This is a genomic window from Micromonospora sp. NPDC005206 (assembly GCF_040608175.1).
In the GTDB taxonomy this organism is placed as follows: domain Bacteria; phylum Actinomycetota; class Actinomycetes; order Mycobacteriales; family Micromonosporaceae; genus Micromonospora.
On sequence record NZ_JBEXHU010000008.1, the window covers coordinates 96251 to 111586 of the forward strand.

General features: G+C 71.6%; 13 protein-coding genes. 5 read left to right on the top strand and 8 right to left on the bottom strand.

Features of this window, described 5'->3' with window-relative positions; translation table 11 throughout:
• Window positions 1–12 precede the first annotated feature (12 nt).
• Complete coding sequence (locus ABZU69_RS13860) at window positions 13–1434, bottom strand: M1 family metallopeptidase (protein WP_354964716.1); 1422 nt, start codon at window positions 1432–1434, stop codon at window positions 13–15.
• Between the two features lie 392 nt (window positions 1435–1826).
• Here ABZU69_RS13860 and ABZU69_RS13865 point away from each other — a divergent pair, with 392 nt between their 5' ends.
• A complete protein-coding gene (locus tag ABZU69_RS13865) occupies window positions 1827–2948 on the top strand; it encodes a sugar phosphate isomerase/epimerase (protein ID WP_354964717.1) in 1122 nt (373 codons plus the stop codon).
• A 101-nt stretch (window positions 2949–3049) separates the two neighbouring features.
• On the opposite strand, the gene ABZU69_RS13870 is transcribed toward ABZU69_RS13865, so the two are convergent.
• Both ABZU69_RS13870 and guaB read right to left on the bottom strand, forming a co-directional pair.
• Window positions 3050–4168 (bottom strand): GuaB3 family IMP dehydrogenase-related protein, encoded by a 1119-nt coding sequence (locus ABZU69_RS13870; RefSeq protein WP_354964718.1) that lies wholly within the window; start codon window positions 4166–4168, stop codon window positions 3050–3052.
• Window positions 4169–4195: 27 nt separating this feature from the next.
• The gene (gene guaB / locus ABZU69_RS13875) at window positions 4196–5758 is read right to left on the bottom strand and encodes an IMP dehydrogenase (RefSeq protein WP_354964719.1); all 1563 of its coding nucleotides are present in this window, start codon (window positions 5756–5758) and stop codon (window positions 4196–4198) included.
• A gap of 185 nt (window positions 5759–5943) precedes the next feature.
• On the opposite strand from guaB, the gene ABZU69_RS13880 reads away from it, so the two are divergent.
• Window positions 5944–6360: a DUF5319 domain-containing protein gene (locus tag ABZU69_RS13880; RefSeq protein WP_354964720.1), complete on the top strand. Its 417-nt coding sequence runs from the start codon at window positions 5944–5946 to the stop codon at window positions 6358–6360.
• A 141-nt stretch (window positions 6361–6501) separates the two neighbouring features.
• On the opposite strand, the gene ABZU69_RS13885 is transcribed toward ABZU69_RS13880, so the two are convergent.
• A complete protein-coding gene (locus ABZU69_RS13885; protein WP_354964721.1) occupies window positions 6502–7311 on the bottom strand; it encodes a LuxR family transcriptional regulator in 810 nt (269 codons plus the stop codon).
• Between the two features lie 252 nt (window positions 7312–7563).
• On the opposite strand from ABZU69_RS13885, the gene ABZU69_RS13890 reads away from it, so the two are divergent.
• The 3 genes from ABZU69_RS13890 (at window position 7564) to ABZU69_RS13900 (ending at window position 9881) form a co-directional block, all read left to right on the top strand.
• Window positions 7564–7947 carry a WhiB family transcriptional regulator gene (locus tag ABZU69_RS13890; RefSeq protein ID WP_354964722.1) on the top strand — a complete coding sequence of 128 codons (384 nt, stop codon included), beginning with the start codon at window positions 7564–7566 and terminating at the stop codon, window positions 7945–7947.
• Between the two features lie 134 nt (window positions 7948–8081).
• A complete protein-coding gene (locus ABZU69_RS13895) occupies window positions 8082–8981 on the top strand; it encodes a LysR substrate-binding domain-containing protein (protein ID WP_354964723.1) in 900 nt (299 codons plus the stop codon).
• Between the two features lie 156 nt (window positions 8982–9137).
• Window positions 9138–9881 (top strand): SDR family oxidoreductase, encoded by a 744-nt coding sequence (locus ABZU69_RS13900; protein ID WP_354964724.1) that lies wholly within the window; start codon window positions 9138–9140, stop codon window positions 9879–9881.
• A gap of 121 nt (window positions 9882–10002) precedes the next feature.
• Here ABZU69_RS13900 and ABZU69_RS13905 read toward each other — a convergent pair whose 3' ends face one another.
• The 4 genes from ABZU69_RS13905 to groES all read right to left on the bottom strand — a co-directional run bounded on the left by ABZU69_RS13905 (window position 10003) and on the right by groES (window position 15141).
• Entirely contained in the window at window positions 10003–11172 is a 1170-nt protein-coding gene (locus ABZU69_RS13905; protein WP_354964725.1) for a low temperature requirement protein A, read from the bottom strand.
• A 61-nt stretch (window positions 11173–11233) separates the two neighbouring features.
• Window positions 11234–12997 (bottom strand): molybdopterin-dependent oxidoreductase, encoded by a 1764-nt coding sequence (locus ABZU69_RS13910; protein WP_354964726.1) that lies wholly within the window; start codon window positions 12995–12997, stop codon window positions 11234–11236.
• Window positions 12998–13121: 124 nt separating this feature from the next.
• Window positions 13122–14756, bottom strand: a complete 1635-nt coding sequence (gene groL, locus ABZU69_RS13915; protein WP_354964727.1) for a chaperonin GroEL — start codon at window positions 14754–14756, stop codon at window positions 13122–13124.
• 70 nt (window positions 14757–14826) lie between these two features.
• Window positions 14827–15141: a co-chaperone GroES gene (gene groES, locus ABZU69_RS13920; protein ID WP_084757526.1), complete on the bottom strand. Its 315-nt coding sequence runs from the start codon at window positions 15139–15141 to the stop codon at window positions 14827–14829.
• Window positions 15142–15336 lie beyond the last annotated feature (195 nt).

Genomic DNA, 15336 nt, shown 5'->3' on the forward strand with positions numbered 1-15336 from the left:
ATCACGGCCCCGTCACGGCAGGGTGGGTGCCGCACCGCCCACCAACCACGCGTCGAAGAGTGGGCGCAGCTGCCGGTTCGCCACCCGCTCGGCCAGCGCGACGAAGTCGGAGGTGGTGGCGTTGCCCCCGGCCCGCTCGGCGGTCCAGGTACGCAGGATGCGGAAGAAGGTGTCGTCTCCGACGGTCCGGCGCAGCGCATGCACGGCGAGCGCTCCGCGTTTGTAGACGGCGGTCCCGAACATCCGTTCCCGGCCCGGCTCGACCGACGGCTGCGACCAGTCGGTCGCCGCGTACTGGAGCTCGAAGTTGCGCTGCGCGGTGCGACCGCCGTCGTGCTCCTCCCACAGCCACTCGGCGTAGCTGGCGAAGCCCTCGTTGAGCCAGATGTCGCCCCACCTGCTGAGCGAGACGCTGTCGCCGAACCACTGGTGGGCCAGCTCGTGCGCGACCACACCCGGGTTGGGCCGGTCGTCGTCGAAGAAGGCGGGCCCGTAGACCGGGCGGGACTGGGTCTCCAGCGCGTAGCCGATCCGGTCGTCGGCGACGACGATCCCGCCGTACGAGTCGAACGGGTACGGGCCGAAGCGGCTGGCCAGGAAGTCGACGATCTCGCCGGTACGGGCCAACGAGTCGGCCGCGCCACCGGTCGCCGGAATGCTCGCCGCCACCGCGGTGACCATCGGCCGGCCGGCGTGACTGCCGCTCACCACCCGGTAGTCGCCGATCACCAGCGTGGTCAGGTAGCTGGCCATCGGTGTGCGCTCCGACCAACGCCAGGTGGTCCAGCCGTCGGCGCTGCTCTTCGGCCCGGGCACCCCGTTGCTCAGCACCGACAGGCCGTCCGGGACGGTCACCGCGAGGTCGTAGCTGGCCTTGTCGGACGGGTGGTCGTTGACCGGAAACCAGGTGGCGGCGGAGTCCGGCTGGCCCAGGGCGACCGCTCCGTCGGCGGTGTGCAGGAAACCGCCGCTGCCCAGCTCCCCGTCGGCGATGGCGGTGGGCACGCCCGCGTACTCCACCGCGACCGTGAACGCCCGGCCGCGCGGCAGCCCGGCGGGCGGTGTCACCACCAGCTCGCCGTCGTCGCGGCGGTGCTCGGCGGGGGCGTCGTCGACGGTGATCGCGCTGACCTCGAGCCCGGCCAGGTCCAGGTTGAACCGGGACAGGTCCTGGGTGGCCGTCGCCGTGATGGCGGCCCGGCCGGTCAGCCGGTCGGTCGCCGGGTCGTAGCGGACGTCCAGGCCGTAGTGCGTGACGTCGTAGCCGCCGTTGCCACGGCCCGGGACGTACGGGTCTCCGGCGTCGGCGGCACCGGGCCGGAACCCGTCGTCGTCGTGGGTGCAGCCGGCCGTGGCCACCGCGATCGCACAGGTCAGCGCGGTGACGGCGGCGGCGAGCCGGCGGCGGGCCGATGTCCGTCCGGTCACGACCATGCACACTCCTCCTGCGGCCTCCCGGGTCACGACGAGCCTAGCCAGCACCACCGGGCGGGAAGCCGGTATCGAAGACCATCAGCTGCTTTCGTTGAATCAAACAAAAGTTGGCTCTGATCAATACTTTCTTTCGGCTTCGATCGACGTTACTGTCTGTCACCAAGATGTAATGCGTTCGGAACATTCACGCCGGTCGCGCTTGAACGGGACGACCGTCCCTTGCCACCCGCCGTGACGGCGGCGTGGACCTGCCCCTTCGACCTCGCGGCACCCGCACGCTCCCGGCCGCCGGGAATGCGGAACGGTCACTCGGCGGCGCCCCGCGACCTGACCCTCGTCGCACGTCTGCTGATCGACATCGACGGCAACCGCCGTCGCGAAAGGTGGAACAGATGCCAGACCACACCGCACCCGACGCCTCCTCTCCCGGCCGGCTCAGCCGTCGGTCACTGCTCGCCGCGTCCGCCGGCGCGGCCGCCGCACTCGGCGCGGCCGGCCTGCCGGTCCTCGCCACCGGCACCCCGGCGCTCGCCCACCGCAAGGACAAGGGGAAGAGCAGGCTTCGGGTCGAACCGCTGATCCCGTCGAGGAACCGCGGCATCATCCTCTACAGCGTCCGGGACCGGATCACCGCCGCGCCCGACGACAGCGGCGTGCCGTACGGCTTCGAGCGGGTTCTCGCCCGGCTCGCCGAGATCGGCTACAAGGAGATTGAGTTCGCGGGCTACACCCAGAGCACCGACATCCTCGGCCGGCAGATCACGCCCCGCGAGATCCGCAAGATCCTCGACGACAACGGCCTGGTGGCCAACGGCACCCACGCCTCGATCCAGGCGGCCACCTTCCAGCAGCAGCTGGACATCGCCGAGGAACTCGGCATGAAGAACATCGGCACCGGCAGCGACCCGACCAACAGCGCGTACAAGGCCGACTGGGACGCCGCCGCCGACACCTGGAACGAGCTGGGCCGGCAGGCCCGGGCCCGGGGCATGCGGCTCTACACGCACAACCACGACGTCGCGTACAGCTTCCTGCTCGACTCCGGTCCGCTGGACGACCAGGGCCGACCCACCCGCTCCTCCGGCGTCCGGCGGCTGGAGTACTTCTTCGGCAGGACCGACCCCCGGTACGTCTTCTTCGAGCTCGACATCTACTGGGCCTACGTGGCCCGCTACAAGCACCAGAAGTACGTCGACCCGGCGGGCCGCGAGGTGACCGACCTGTTCGACCCGATCCTCACCGTGGCCGACCGGACCACCCGATTCCCGCTCTTCCACGCCAAGGACGGCGACCGGGACACCAGCGTGCCCAACGGCTACCAGATGACCCCGCTGGGCGAGGGCGACCTCAACTTCCAGCAGTTCTTCCAGACCATCGGCGAGCGGGACTTCCACCACGCCAACTGGGAGATGGACACCGCCCCCGGCGGCGCCGCCAACCGGGGCCAGTCGCTCGACTTCGCGGCGACCAGCTACCGCAACATGTCCGACCTGACCATTTACCTCAAGAAGTGACGCCGGCGCGGCCCGAGTTCACCGAGGGCTGACGCCCCCGGTACGACGAAGGCCGGCCCCGCAGCGTGGCGGGGCCGGCCTTCCGGCGTACGGGAGACAGGTCAGCGGTCGAGGACCAGCCCGACCTTCTGGAACTCCTTGAGGTCGCGGTAACCGCACTTGGCCATCGCCCGGCGCAGCCCGCCGAACAGGTTCAGCTGGCCGTCGGCCTCGTCGGCCGGCCCGAAGAGCAGCTGCTCCATCGAGCCGATCGGCTCACCGGCGACCTCGAACGCGCCCCGGGGCAGCGACGGGTGACTGGCCGCCGAGTGCCACCAGGCACCACCGGCGGGCGCCTCCTCGCAGAGCGACAGCGGCTCCCCGAGCATCACCGCGTCCGCGCCGCAGCCGAGCGCCTTGGCGATGTCACCCGAGGTCTGGATGTCGCCGTCGGCGATCAGGTGCACGTACCGGCCGCCGGTCTCGTCGAGGTAGTCCCGGCGGGCCGCCGCGGCGTCGGCGATCGCGGTCGCCATCGGCACCCGGATGCCCAGCACCGATTCCGTGGTCGACCACTCGTCGCCACCGATGCCCACGATCACGCCGGCCGCACCGGTACGCATCAGGTGCAGCGCGGTCTTGTAGTCCGTGCAGCCGCCGACGATCACCGGCAGGTCGAGGTCGGCGATGAACTCCTTGAGGTTCAGCGGCTCGTCGGTGGTCGACACGTGCTCGGCCGAGACGATGGTGCCCTGGATGACCAGGATGTCCACTCCGGCGTCCAGGATCACCGGAGCCAGCGCCAGGGTGTGCTGCGGGGACACCCGCACCGCCACCGTGCCGCCACCGGCGCGCAGCTCGCGGACCCGCTCAGCGATCAGATCCGGGCGGATCGGCTCGGCGTACACCTCCTGGAGCCGCTTGGTGGCGCGGGCGTCCTCGTCGAGGCCGGCCAGCTCCTCCAGCACCTTGGTCGGGTTCTCGTAGCGGGTCCACAGCCCCTCGACGTTGAGCACGCCGAGGCCGCCGAGCTCACCGAGCCGGACGGCCGAGGCCGGGCTCATCGTGGCGTCCGAGGGGTGCCCGACGCACGGGATGCCGAACGGGTACGCGTCCAGCTGCCACGCGGTGGAGACGTCGTCGACGTCCCGGGTCCGGCGGCTCGGCACGATGGCGATGTCGTCCAGGTGGTAGCCGCGCTGCGCGGTCTTGCCCAGCCCGATCTCGACCACGTCACGCATGGGGGACTCCAGGTTGTTGGGGGATGGTCAGCGGGTGTGGTAGTTGGGCGCCTCGACGGTCATCTGGATGTCGTGCGGGTGGCTCTCCTTGAGCCCGGCCGCGGTGATCCGGATGAGCTGGCCGCGGTGGTGCAGATCGGGGATGTTCTCCGCACCGGCGTACCCCATCGCCAGGCGCAGCCCGCCGACCAGCTGGTGGGCCACCCGCGAGAGCGGCCCCCGGTAGGGCACCTGACCCTCGACGCCCTCGGGCACGAGCTTGTCGTCGCTGAGCACGTCCTGCTGGAAGTAGCGGTCCTTGCTGTACGACTTGGCCTGGCCCCGGGACTGCATCGCGCCGAGCGAGCCCATCCCGCGGTACGCCTTGTACTGCTTGCCGTTGACGAAGATCAGCTCGCCGGGGCTCTCCTCGCAGCCGGCCAGCAGGCTGCCGAGCATCACCGTGTCGGCGCCGGCCACCAGCGCCTTGGCGATGTCGCCCGAGTATTGAATGCCGCCGTCGCCGATCACCGGCACGCCGGCCGGACGGGCCGCCCGGGCGGCCTCCATGATCGCGGTGATCTGCGGCACGCCGACCCCGGCGACGATCCGGGTGGTGCAGATCGCGCCCGGCCCCACGCCGACCTTCACGCCGTCGGCACCGGCCTCGACCAGCGCTTTCGCGCCGGCGTACGTGGCCACGTTGCCGCCCACGATGTCGATCGTCACGTCCTTCTTGAGCCGGCGGACCATGTCCAGCACCGCCCGCTGGTGGCCGTGCGCGGTGTCCACGATCAGCACGTCCACGCCCGCGTCGACCAGGGTGCGGGCCCGCTTGTACGCGTCCTCGCCGACACCGATCGCGGCGGCCACCCGCAGCCGACCGGCGTCGTCCTTGGTGGCGTCCGGGTACTGCTCGCTCTTGGTGAAGTCCTTGACGGTGATCAGCCCACGCAGGCGGCCCGAGTCGTCGACGATCGGCAGCTTCTCGACCTTGTGCCGGCGCAGCAGGTCCAGCGCCTCGTCCTTGCTCACCCCGACCCGAGCGGTGACCAGCGGCGTACGCGTCATGATCTCGTGCACCGGCGTGTCCGGCTCGGAGACGAAGCGCATGTCGCGGTTCGTGACGATGCCGACGAGCTGGCCGTCCCCGTCCACCACCGGCACACCGGAGATCCGGTACCGGCCGCAGAGCTCGTCGACCTCGCGCAGGGTGTCGTTCGGGCTGGCGGTCACCGGATTGGTGATCATGCCGGACTCGGAGCGCTTGACCAGGTCGACCTGGAGGGCCTGGTCCTCCAGGGACAGGTTGCGGTGCAGCACGCCGATGCCGCCCTGGCGGGCCATGGCGATCGCCATCCGCGCCTCGGTGACGGTGTCCATGGCGCTGGAGAGCAGCGGGATGGTCAGTTCGATCGTGCGGGTGAGCCGGGTACGGGTGTTCACCCGGCTGGGAACCACGTCCGACTCGCCCGGCTGCAGCAGCACGTCGTCGAAGGTGAGCCCGAGTGGAACCACCCGGGCCGAGCCGGCCGGCAGCTCGGGCAGGTGGCCGCCCAGCTCGGCGTGCTCGGCGCCGGCCGGAAGGTCGGTGCTGGGCGAATTTTCCACGATTGCTCCCCTGAGCTGCTCGGATGGGCTTCAGCGAGGTGGCGCGGGCGGGCACCGGAACGCGCCACGGTGCCGGCGCGTCGTCCCATCGTACCCAGTGAGCTGGGCGACTCCTCCGGTGGCGGGCCGGCCCGGCGCGGGGCCGGGGGCGGACGCTCCCACCGACTTGGGTCTACGGTGAGGGGGTGCACGACGAGCCCATCGACCCGTTCAACGGCGACCCGGCCGACCCGACCGCGGGGCTGGACGATCCGGGCGACGACGCGACGCCGGATCCGCTGACCGACGTCGAGCGGCAGGATGTGCTGGAAGACCTCGCCGACCTGGAGATCTACCAGGCGCTGCTGGCGCCCATCGGGGTCCGCGGGCTGGTGATCGAGTGCGAGGACTGCCGGGAGCCGCACTACTTCGACTGGGACCTGCTCCGGGGCAACCTGCGACACCTGCTCAACTCGGGCCGGCCGCGGGTGCACGAGCCGGCGTACGACCCGGACCCGGACCACTACGTGACCTGGGACTACGCCCGCGGGTACGCCGACGGGGTGCACGACACCCTGACCGAGGGCACCGAGGACGAACCGGGCACCCCCGCCGCCGACTGACCCGGTCCACCCGCTCGTTCGGCCCGGTGTTCGAGCCGGCAAGATCGTGCTGCAACAAGGAAACAGTGGCTTCCCGGTTCGAGGAAGCCACTACATCCTGGATCGAGCACGATCAGGCCCGTGTCGCGTCGGAGTGGTGGATCAGGCGACCAGGCCGGCGCGGAACCCGGCGGCCACCGCGTGCGCCCGGTCCCGGGCGCCGAGCTTGCGGAACAGCCGACGGGCGTGGGTCTTGACGGTGTCCTCCGAGACGAACAGCTCCCGGCCGATCTCCGCATTGCTCTTGCCCTCGGCCATTCCCAGCAGCACCTGGAGCTCCCGCTCGGTGAGTCCGACCGCCCGGGCAGGCCGGGCGCTCGGGGCGGGGCTGGGCGGCTCGGTCTGGTCCGCTTCCGGCTCACCGGTCGCCGGCTCGACCTCGTCGTCGCCCCGCTGCACCGGCACCGACGGCACACCCGCCGGGCCCTCGCCGGGCGCGGCGCCCCAGCCGGGCTCGCCCGAGCCGCGCAGCGACGGCGCGGAGCGCCCGCCGACCGCCGCGGTGTCCCGGGCCGGGTCGGTGATCCGTTGCCGGGACGCCCGGCCGGGCGCGGTGAGCAGCAGCAGAGCCTTGGCCACCGCGCTGGTCAGGTCATGGTCGGCGTTCTGGATGAGGCCCCGAGCGCCAGCGCTGATGGTCGCCGCCGCCGCCTCGGACTCCTCGGCGCCGAGCAGCACGACCGCCGCCTGCGGCGCGCGGGCCAGGACCCGGCGGACGAAGCCCGCGCTGTCCGGCCGGGTGAGGGCCGTGTCGGCCAGCACCACGTCGGCCGGTCGCTCGGCCAGCCGCAGCATCACCTCGGGATCGGAGACGGCGGTACGAACGATCGCGGACAGCCCCAGCCGCGCGGCGGCCGAAGTCAGGTGCTGGGCCGCGAGTGGTGTCCGAACGCACACAAGAACGGTACGCACTGTGATCTCCTCTCCGCCAACGAGCAGACCATGACGGGGTCGGCTGAGGAGGGGGTTCCGGGCAATCCTCCGAACTTTTCCGACAGATAGGACAAAAGCCGCAACATCTGGGGCGTTCTCGATCACAGACGTGTGAGCCGGGGAAAGCCCGGGTACCGAGACATCCAGGCCGGGAACGGTGCGCCTGCGCGGCCCGCCGCCCGGAAGCCGGCCAAAAGGATCTCGCGGTGCCGCGCGGGAGGAGGGGTGCTGATGTCGAACGTACGTAGACTGCCCGGACCCATCGTCGACCTATGGGACTGGCAGCGGCTCGGTGCCTGCCGAGGGCGGGACAGTGCCCAGTTCTTCCACCCCGACGGCGAGCGGGGTTCCTCCCGGCTACGTCGGGAGTCCGCCGCCAAGACCGTCTGCCGCGCCTGCCCGGTCCGCGCCGAGTGCGCCGCGCACGCGCTGTCGGTCCGCGAGCCGTACGGCGTGTGGGGCGGCTTCAGCGAGTCGGAGCGGCTGCGGCTCCTCGCCCTCGGCTGGGAGGACCTGGCGGACCGCCGGCAGGCCCGTGTCGACGTGGCCCGCCTGGAGGCCCGGCTGGGCCGCCCGCACAAGTCCACCGTCCCGGCCCAGCGCAACGTCGCCTGAGCGGCCTCACCTCCGCGACACCGACATGCGACGCCGCGCCTCTGCACCGGGGCGCGGCGTCGACGCACATCGCGGAGCAGGCACCCGAGGGCTCGCCGCGCGAGGGGCATCGGCCTGCGTGATGTGATGGGCGGGTGGAAATACGGGAAATGCGGGCGTTCGTCGCGGTCGTCGAGGAGGGGAGTCTGTCCGCGGCCGCGCGCAGATTGCACGTGAGCCAGCCCGCGCTGTCGCAGAGCATGAACGCCTTGGAGCGACAACTCGGCGTGCAGTTGCTGATTCGTGGCAGCACCGGAGTGCGGGCCACCGAGGCGGGCATGACGTTGCTCGACGAGGCTCGCGCGGTGCTCGCCCGGCACGACCAGGCGGTCGCCGCCGTCGCCCGGCACACCTCCGTCGGCGACAGCGTGCTCAGGCTCGGGATCCCGCTGGAACTCCCCACCGACGTACTCTCCCGACCGCTGGCCGATCTCGCCGCGGCCTACCCGGGCACCCGGGTGCAGGCTCGCCACATGTCCACCGCGGCGCAGGTCGCCGCACTGCGGGCCGGCGACATCGACGTCGGACTGGTCCGAGAACGCCCGGTCGGCCCGGACCTGGACGCTGTGCTGGTCATCGAGGAACGGCTGGGTGTGCTGCTGGCCACCGAACCGGCCGCCAAGATCGCCGGGCCCGACGGGATTCGCCTGGACGCGCTGGCCGGGCTGAGCTGGGTGGGCTTCCCCCGCTCCGGGAGCCCCGCCTGGTACGACGAACTCACCGCGATCCTGCGCAGCCATGGACTCGATCTCGGGCCTGTCGCGCCGGAAGGACAGGAACTCATCCCCGCGGTGAAGCTCGCCGCGGTGACCGCCGGCGCAGCCTTCGCGTTGGCGCCACCCGACTGGTCACCACCGATTCCCGACCCGGTCACCTGGTCACCGCTGGTCGGGCATCCCCTGGTCCGGCGTACCTGGGCGGCCTGGCCGGCCGACTCCCACCGGCGCGACCTCGGTCATTTCATCGCCGCGCTGGAACTGCGGGACCCGGAGTAGCTCCGGCAGCTGCACGACCGCGGTGCTTATGGCGGCCATAAGCAGCCCGCAGAGGGCGATGGGAAACGCTGAGCCCCTGGACGACTTGCACCCACTGGTCGGGACAGCCCCGACCGAAGCCGCCGATTGACGGAACTGAATGTGGGTGGAGAAACGATGACAGACCTTCGAGGAAAATCGGCGCTGGTGACCGGTGGCAATAGCGGCATCGGCAGGGCGACCGCGATGGCGCTGGCCACGCTCGGTGCCCACGTGGTGATCTCCGGGCGGGACGAGACCCGGGGCGGCGACGTGGTCCGGGAGATCCGTGCGGCAGGCGGGCGGGCGGACTTCCTGGTCGCCGATCTGCGTGACGAGGCGTCGGCCCGGTACCTGGCCGCGCGGACCAGGGAGCTGGTCGGGCAGGTGGACGTACTGGTCAACAACGCCGGTATCTACCCGTTCGGCCCCACCGAGCAGACCACCGAGCAGGACTTCGACTCGGTGTTCGCGCTGAACGTGAAGGCCCCGTACTTCCTGGTCGCCGAACTCGCGCCAGAGATGGCGAAGCGCGGCCACGGCGCGATCATCAACCTGACGACCATGGTCGCCGAGTTCGGTCAGGCGGGGATGAGCCTCTACGGGTCGAGCAAGGCCGCGCTGGTCCTGCTCACAAAGTCCTGGGCCGCCGAGTACGGGCCTCAGGGCGTCCGGGTGAACGCGGTAAGCCCCGGCCCGACCCGCACCGAGGGCACCGCCGGCATGGGGGACAACCTTGACCAGCTGGCCACCATGGCACCGGCCGGCCGGCCCGGCTCGGCCGAGGAGATCGCCGAGGCGGTCGCCTTCCTGGCCACCGAGCGGTCGAGCTTCGTGCACGGCGCGGTGCTGCCCGTCGACGGTGGACGCATCGCCGTCTGACGTGCCCGGCACCACCTCGCGGCCCGCTTCACGGTGCTCCAACCGTGGGGCGGGCCGCGGCCAGCCGAGTCGGGCCGACCCGAGCGTGACCAGCGGTCGCGGCACCACGGCGGGAAGGCCGTCAGCGTGACCGGCCCGACGCGGCACCCTGTTCGACGACCGCCAGCACCACCCAGGCCGCCGCGATGAGCCACACCGCCACCAGCGGCGGCAGTCCCCCCAGCGCGACCACCAGCGCGACGAAGCCCACCCCGGCCTGAGCCAACGCCACCCGGCGGCTGACCGACAGGCTGATTCCCCGGTAGATGATGACGCAGCCGGCGATCATCGCCAGCTGACTACCGCCCAGCAGCCGCCCGGCCACGTCATGTCCGGGCCCCCGGTGGGCCGCCTCCTCCGCCGCCAGCTCGACGGCGACACCCGCGGTCACGATCGCCGCGTAGACCAGCAGGTGCCCGTAGGCGTAGAGGTAGCTCCGGACCACCGCCTGCCGCCCGGCACGCAGCGCCCGGTTTCCCGCCTCGCTGTCGAACGTGGCGATGAAGTACACCCACCACACCCCGCTGGCGATGACGAAACCGCCGATCCCGGTCGCCACCGAGACACCTCGCCACCCCGTGGCGTCGATCCCGTTCGCGACCGACAGGACCGCCTCCCCGAGCACGACGATGGTGAACAGACCGAACCGCTCGGGCATGTGGGACTTCTGCGTCGGCGCCCGGCGCACCACGGCGTAGGCCAGCGGTCCGGCGATCGTGGCGTTGACGACGAGTGCGACGCTCCAGACCCCGTACCGCGCGGGTGGGGCCACCAGGAGCGAGCCACACCAGAGCCCGGCGGCGGCCAGGAAGCCGGCCGCGTTCCACCAGCAGAATTCCCGTGCCTCGACATCGAGCCAGCCCACGACTGCGTACATCGCGGTGAGCAGCGCCAGCAGCAGCCCGTAGATCACCGCGAAGCGGCTGGCGTCGGCAGCGGCGTCACCGGGGAGGGAAGCTGCCAACGCGAGCACCCCCAGCATCGCGGTCAGCTGCGCCAGGCGGCTCGGTGGGCGGTCGTCGTCGAAGAGGTCGGCGAAATAGGAGAAGCTGAACCACAACCACCAGATCGCGCTGATCAGACCGGCGAAGACCAGCACTCCGCGGGCCGACGGATCGTCCACCAGCCGCTGGCCGAGCCGGAACACGGCGACCACGAACACCAGGTCGAAGAAGAGCTCCAGCCAGCTGGCTCGGCGCGCAACACCGTAGCCATGGATCAGGGAGCGCCTGCCGCCACGCCCTGCCTCCACCGGCTGAGGTTAACGGGGACTGGTGTCCGGTTGACCCCGGTTGGCCAGCATGCCACCGCGGTCAGCGGACGGTGACGGTGACCGTGTGCCAGCCGGTGGCGCCGTCCGGGACGACGCCCTGAGTGCGCTCGGTCTGGGTCTCGCCGGTCGCGTCGGTCGCCCGGACCTGGAGCCGGTGCTCGCCCGGCGTGGCGTCCCAGCGCCACGACCACTGGACCCAGGTGTCCACCGACACCGTCGGGGCGAGTTCCGCCTCCTGCCAGGGCCCGCCGTCGACGCGTACCTCGACCCGGCGGATGCCCCGATGCTGCGCCCACGCCACGCCGGCCACGGTCACCGGGCCGGTGGTCAGGCGGTTGCGTGCCCGGGGCGCGTCGATCCGCGACTGGGTCTTGATCGGCCCCTGGGCCGACCAGCCCCGCGGCACCCAGTACGCGTCGAAGTCGGCGAACCGCGTCAACTCCAGCTCGGTCACCCACTTGCAGGCGGACACGTAGCCGTAGAGGCCGGGCACCACCACCCGTACCGGGAAGCCGTGCTCGACGGGCAGCGGCTCACCGTTCATGCCGATGGCCAGCAGCGCGTCCCGCCCGTCGCGCAGCAGGGCGGTGGGGGTGCCGCACGTCCAGCCGTCGACCGACCGGCCGACGACCTGGTCGGCGTCCGCCTCCGGCTCGACCTCGTCCAGCAGCTCGCGCAGGGGTACGCCGAGCCAGCGGGCGTTGCCGATCAGATCCCCGCCCACCTCGTTGGAGACGCAGGCCAGCGTGATGTACCGCTCGACCAACGGCCGGGCCAGCAGGTCGGCGTAGCTGTAGGTGCGCTCGGTACGGACCCGCCCGTGGATCCGCAGCCGCCAGGTCGCCGGGTCCACCTGGGGCACCACCAGCGCGGTGTCGATCCGGTAGAACCCGAAGTTCGAGGTGACGTACGGCGCGAGCTGGGCCATCGAGAGGTCCGCGCCCGCCGGCAGGGCCGGTGCGGGGACAGCCGGCGCGGGCAGCCGGATCGCCTCCCGGGCGGCGGACACCCCGCGTCGCCCGGCCAGCCAGCGCCCGCCGAGACCGGCCACCGTGGCCGTGCCGAGCAGCAACCCGGCGCCGGTGAGGAACCGTCGCCGTGACTCCGGATCGACCCCCTCGCCCGGCGCCGCCGACTCCGGGGGCGGCACGGCCGACCCCGGCGAGGCAGACGAGACCGGCGGCACGGCCGCCCCCGGCGAGGCCGACGACACCGGCGGCACGGCCGGTTCCGGCGAGGCGGACGGCACCGGTGGGGTGCCGGGCACCGCGCGGCCGTCCGCCGCCGAAGGGCCGGCTGGCGACACCGGTGCCGGTGTCACCGGCTGATGGGACGCGAGTGGGCTGGGTGGGGACCAGGGCCAGGGGTCCAGCTCCAGCGGACCGGCAATGAACAGCCAGAGCACCAGGGCGCCGAGGCCGCCGCCGACCACCGACGGCAGCGCGTCGGCGGCGTCCGCGCCGGAACGGGTCAGGGCGGCGGCCGCACCGACGGCGGCGAACGCCGCGATCCCGGCCAGGCCGAGGGCCAACCGGCGCACCGCCAGCACCCCGAGCAGCGCGGCGAACGCGCCCAGCAGCAGCGCGGTGCCGACCAGCAGGGCGATCTTGTCGGCGGTGCCGAAGATGTCGATGGCGAGCTGTTTCAGCGACTCCGGGACGGCGTCGACGACCACCCCGCCGACCGCGACCAGCGGCGCCGACCGGGGCCCGGTCAGCACCGCCACCGGTTCCGCGATCCCGATCGCGATGGCGGCGGCGGTGACTCCGGCCAGCGCGGCGTACCGGCGCGACGTGGTGCTCATCGGCCCAGTGTGCGCGATCAACTCGGCGGGTCGCCAACCATGTCAGGGTGCGGTAATGATTTGGAGACGGACCGGGGCACACCGCCGTACGACGGTGTGCCCCGGAACGGGTGTCGCTACCGGATCAGAAACCCGGGCCGTGCTGGTGGCCGTGGCCGTGCCCGCCGGCGGCGGCCGGCTCGGCCTGCTCCGGCTTCTCGACCACGAGGCTCTCCGTGGTGAGCAGCAGACCGGCGATCGAGGCGGCGTTGGTGACCGCGTTGCGGGTCACCTTCACCGGGTCGATGATGCCGGCCTTGACCAGGTCGACGTACTCGCCCTTGGCCGCGTCGAGGCCGTTGCCCCACTTCATGTCGGCGACCTTCTGGGTCACGACGTAGCCGTCGTGACCGGCGTTCTGCGCGATCCAGCGCAGCGGCTCGACCAGCGACTTGCGCACGATCGAGACGCCGACCTTCTCGTCACCGGTGAAGCCCAGGTCGTCGTCGAGCACCGGGAGGATCTGCACCAGGGCGGCGCCGCCGCCGGGCACGGTGCCCTCCTCGACCGCGGCCTTGGTCGCCGCGATGGCGTCCTCGATGCGGTGCTTGCGCTCCTTCATCTCGACCTCGGTCGCCGCGCCCACCTTGATCACGGCGATGCCGCCGGAGAGCTTCGCCAGCCGCTCGGCCAGCTTCTCCCGGTCCCAGTCGGAGTCGGAGGCCTCGATCTCCTTGCGGATCTGGGCCACCCGGTCGGCGACGTCGGCCTTCTGGCCGCCGCCGTCGACGATCGTGGTGTTCTCCTTGTCGACCACGACGCGCCGGGCGGTGCCGAGCACCTCCAGGCCGACCTGGTCGAGCTTGTAGCCCAGCTCCGGGGCGACCAGCTCGGCGCCGGTGGAGATCGCGATGTCCTGGAGCATCGCCTTGCGCCGGTCGCCGAAGCCCGGGGCCTTCACGGCGCAGACCTTGAGGGTCTTGCGCAGCGAGTTGACCACCAGGGTGGAGAGCGCCTGGCCGTCCACGTCCTCGGCGATGATCAGCAGGGGCTTGCTGTTCTGCAGGACCTTCTCCAGCAGCGGCAGCAGCTCCTCGATCGCCGAGATCTTCTGGGTGGTGACCAGGATGTACGCGTCCTCAAGGACGGACTCCTGACCCTCCAGGTCGGTGACGAAGTTCGGCGAGATGAAGCCCTTGTCGAACTGGAGACCCTCGGTCACGTCCAGTTCGGTGGTGAGCATCGAGCCCTCCTCGACGGTGATGACACCGTCGCGGCCGACCCGCTCCATCGCCTCGGCGATCAGCTCGCCGATGGTGGAGTCCTGCGCGGAGATCGTCGCCACGTTCGCGATCGACTCCTTGCCGGTGACCTCCGCGGCCCGACCGAGCAGCGCCTCAGAGATCTTGGTGGCCGCCGCGTCGATGCCCCGCTTGAGCCCGGCCGGGTTGGTCCCGGCGGTCACGTTGCGCAGGCCCTCGCGAACCATGGCCTGGGCCAGCACGGTCGCGGTGGTGGTCCCGTCGCCGGCGACGTCGTTGGTCTTGGTCGCCACCTCCTTGACCAGCTGCGCGCCGAGGTTCTCGTAGGGGTTGGTGAGCTCGATCTCCTTGGCGATGGTCACACCATCGTTGGTGATCGTCGGCGCACCGAATTTCTTGTCCAGGACGACGTTGCGCCCGCGCGGGCCGAGGGTGACCTTGACCGCGTCCGCGAGGGCGTTGACACCGTGCTCCAGCAGGTGCCGGGCGTCGTCCGAGAAGCTCAGGATCTTCGCCATGAATGTCCCTTCGAAGCGCCACTGCCCCGGCCCGGCGAGCCGGACCGGGGCAATGGCACTGATCGGTTGCTTACTTCTCGATGACCGCGAGGACGTCGCGGGCGGAGAGCACCAGGTACTCCTCGCCGGCGTACTTGACCTCGGTGCCGCCGTACTTCGAGTAGAGAACGGTGTCGCCGACCTTGACGTCGAGCGGCACACGGTTGCCGTTGTCGTCGATCCGGCCCGGGCCGACAGCGAGGACAGTGCCCTCCTGCGGCTTCTCCTTGGCGGTGTCGGGGATCACGATGCCCGACGCCGTGGTGGTCTCAGCCTCGTTCGCCTGGACCACGATCCGGTCCTCGAGCGGCTTGATCGCAACCTTGGTCGCGGTAGTCACGGGCATACCCTCCTGGGGTATTGGTTTCGTTGCTGGCCGGCGGGGCCGACCAGCGTCAATCTGCCACATGCCACCGGGCGGGGCCGTCGTCGCGGGTGCCGGTCCGCCTGGCGTTTCGCACCCGGGTCGTGAAACCCGGAAGCTGGCACCCTCAGGGTGAGAGTGCTAATCGCAGGTTATTCCGTGGCTAGCACTCCGTCA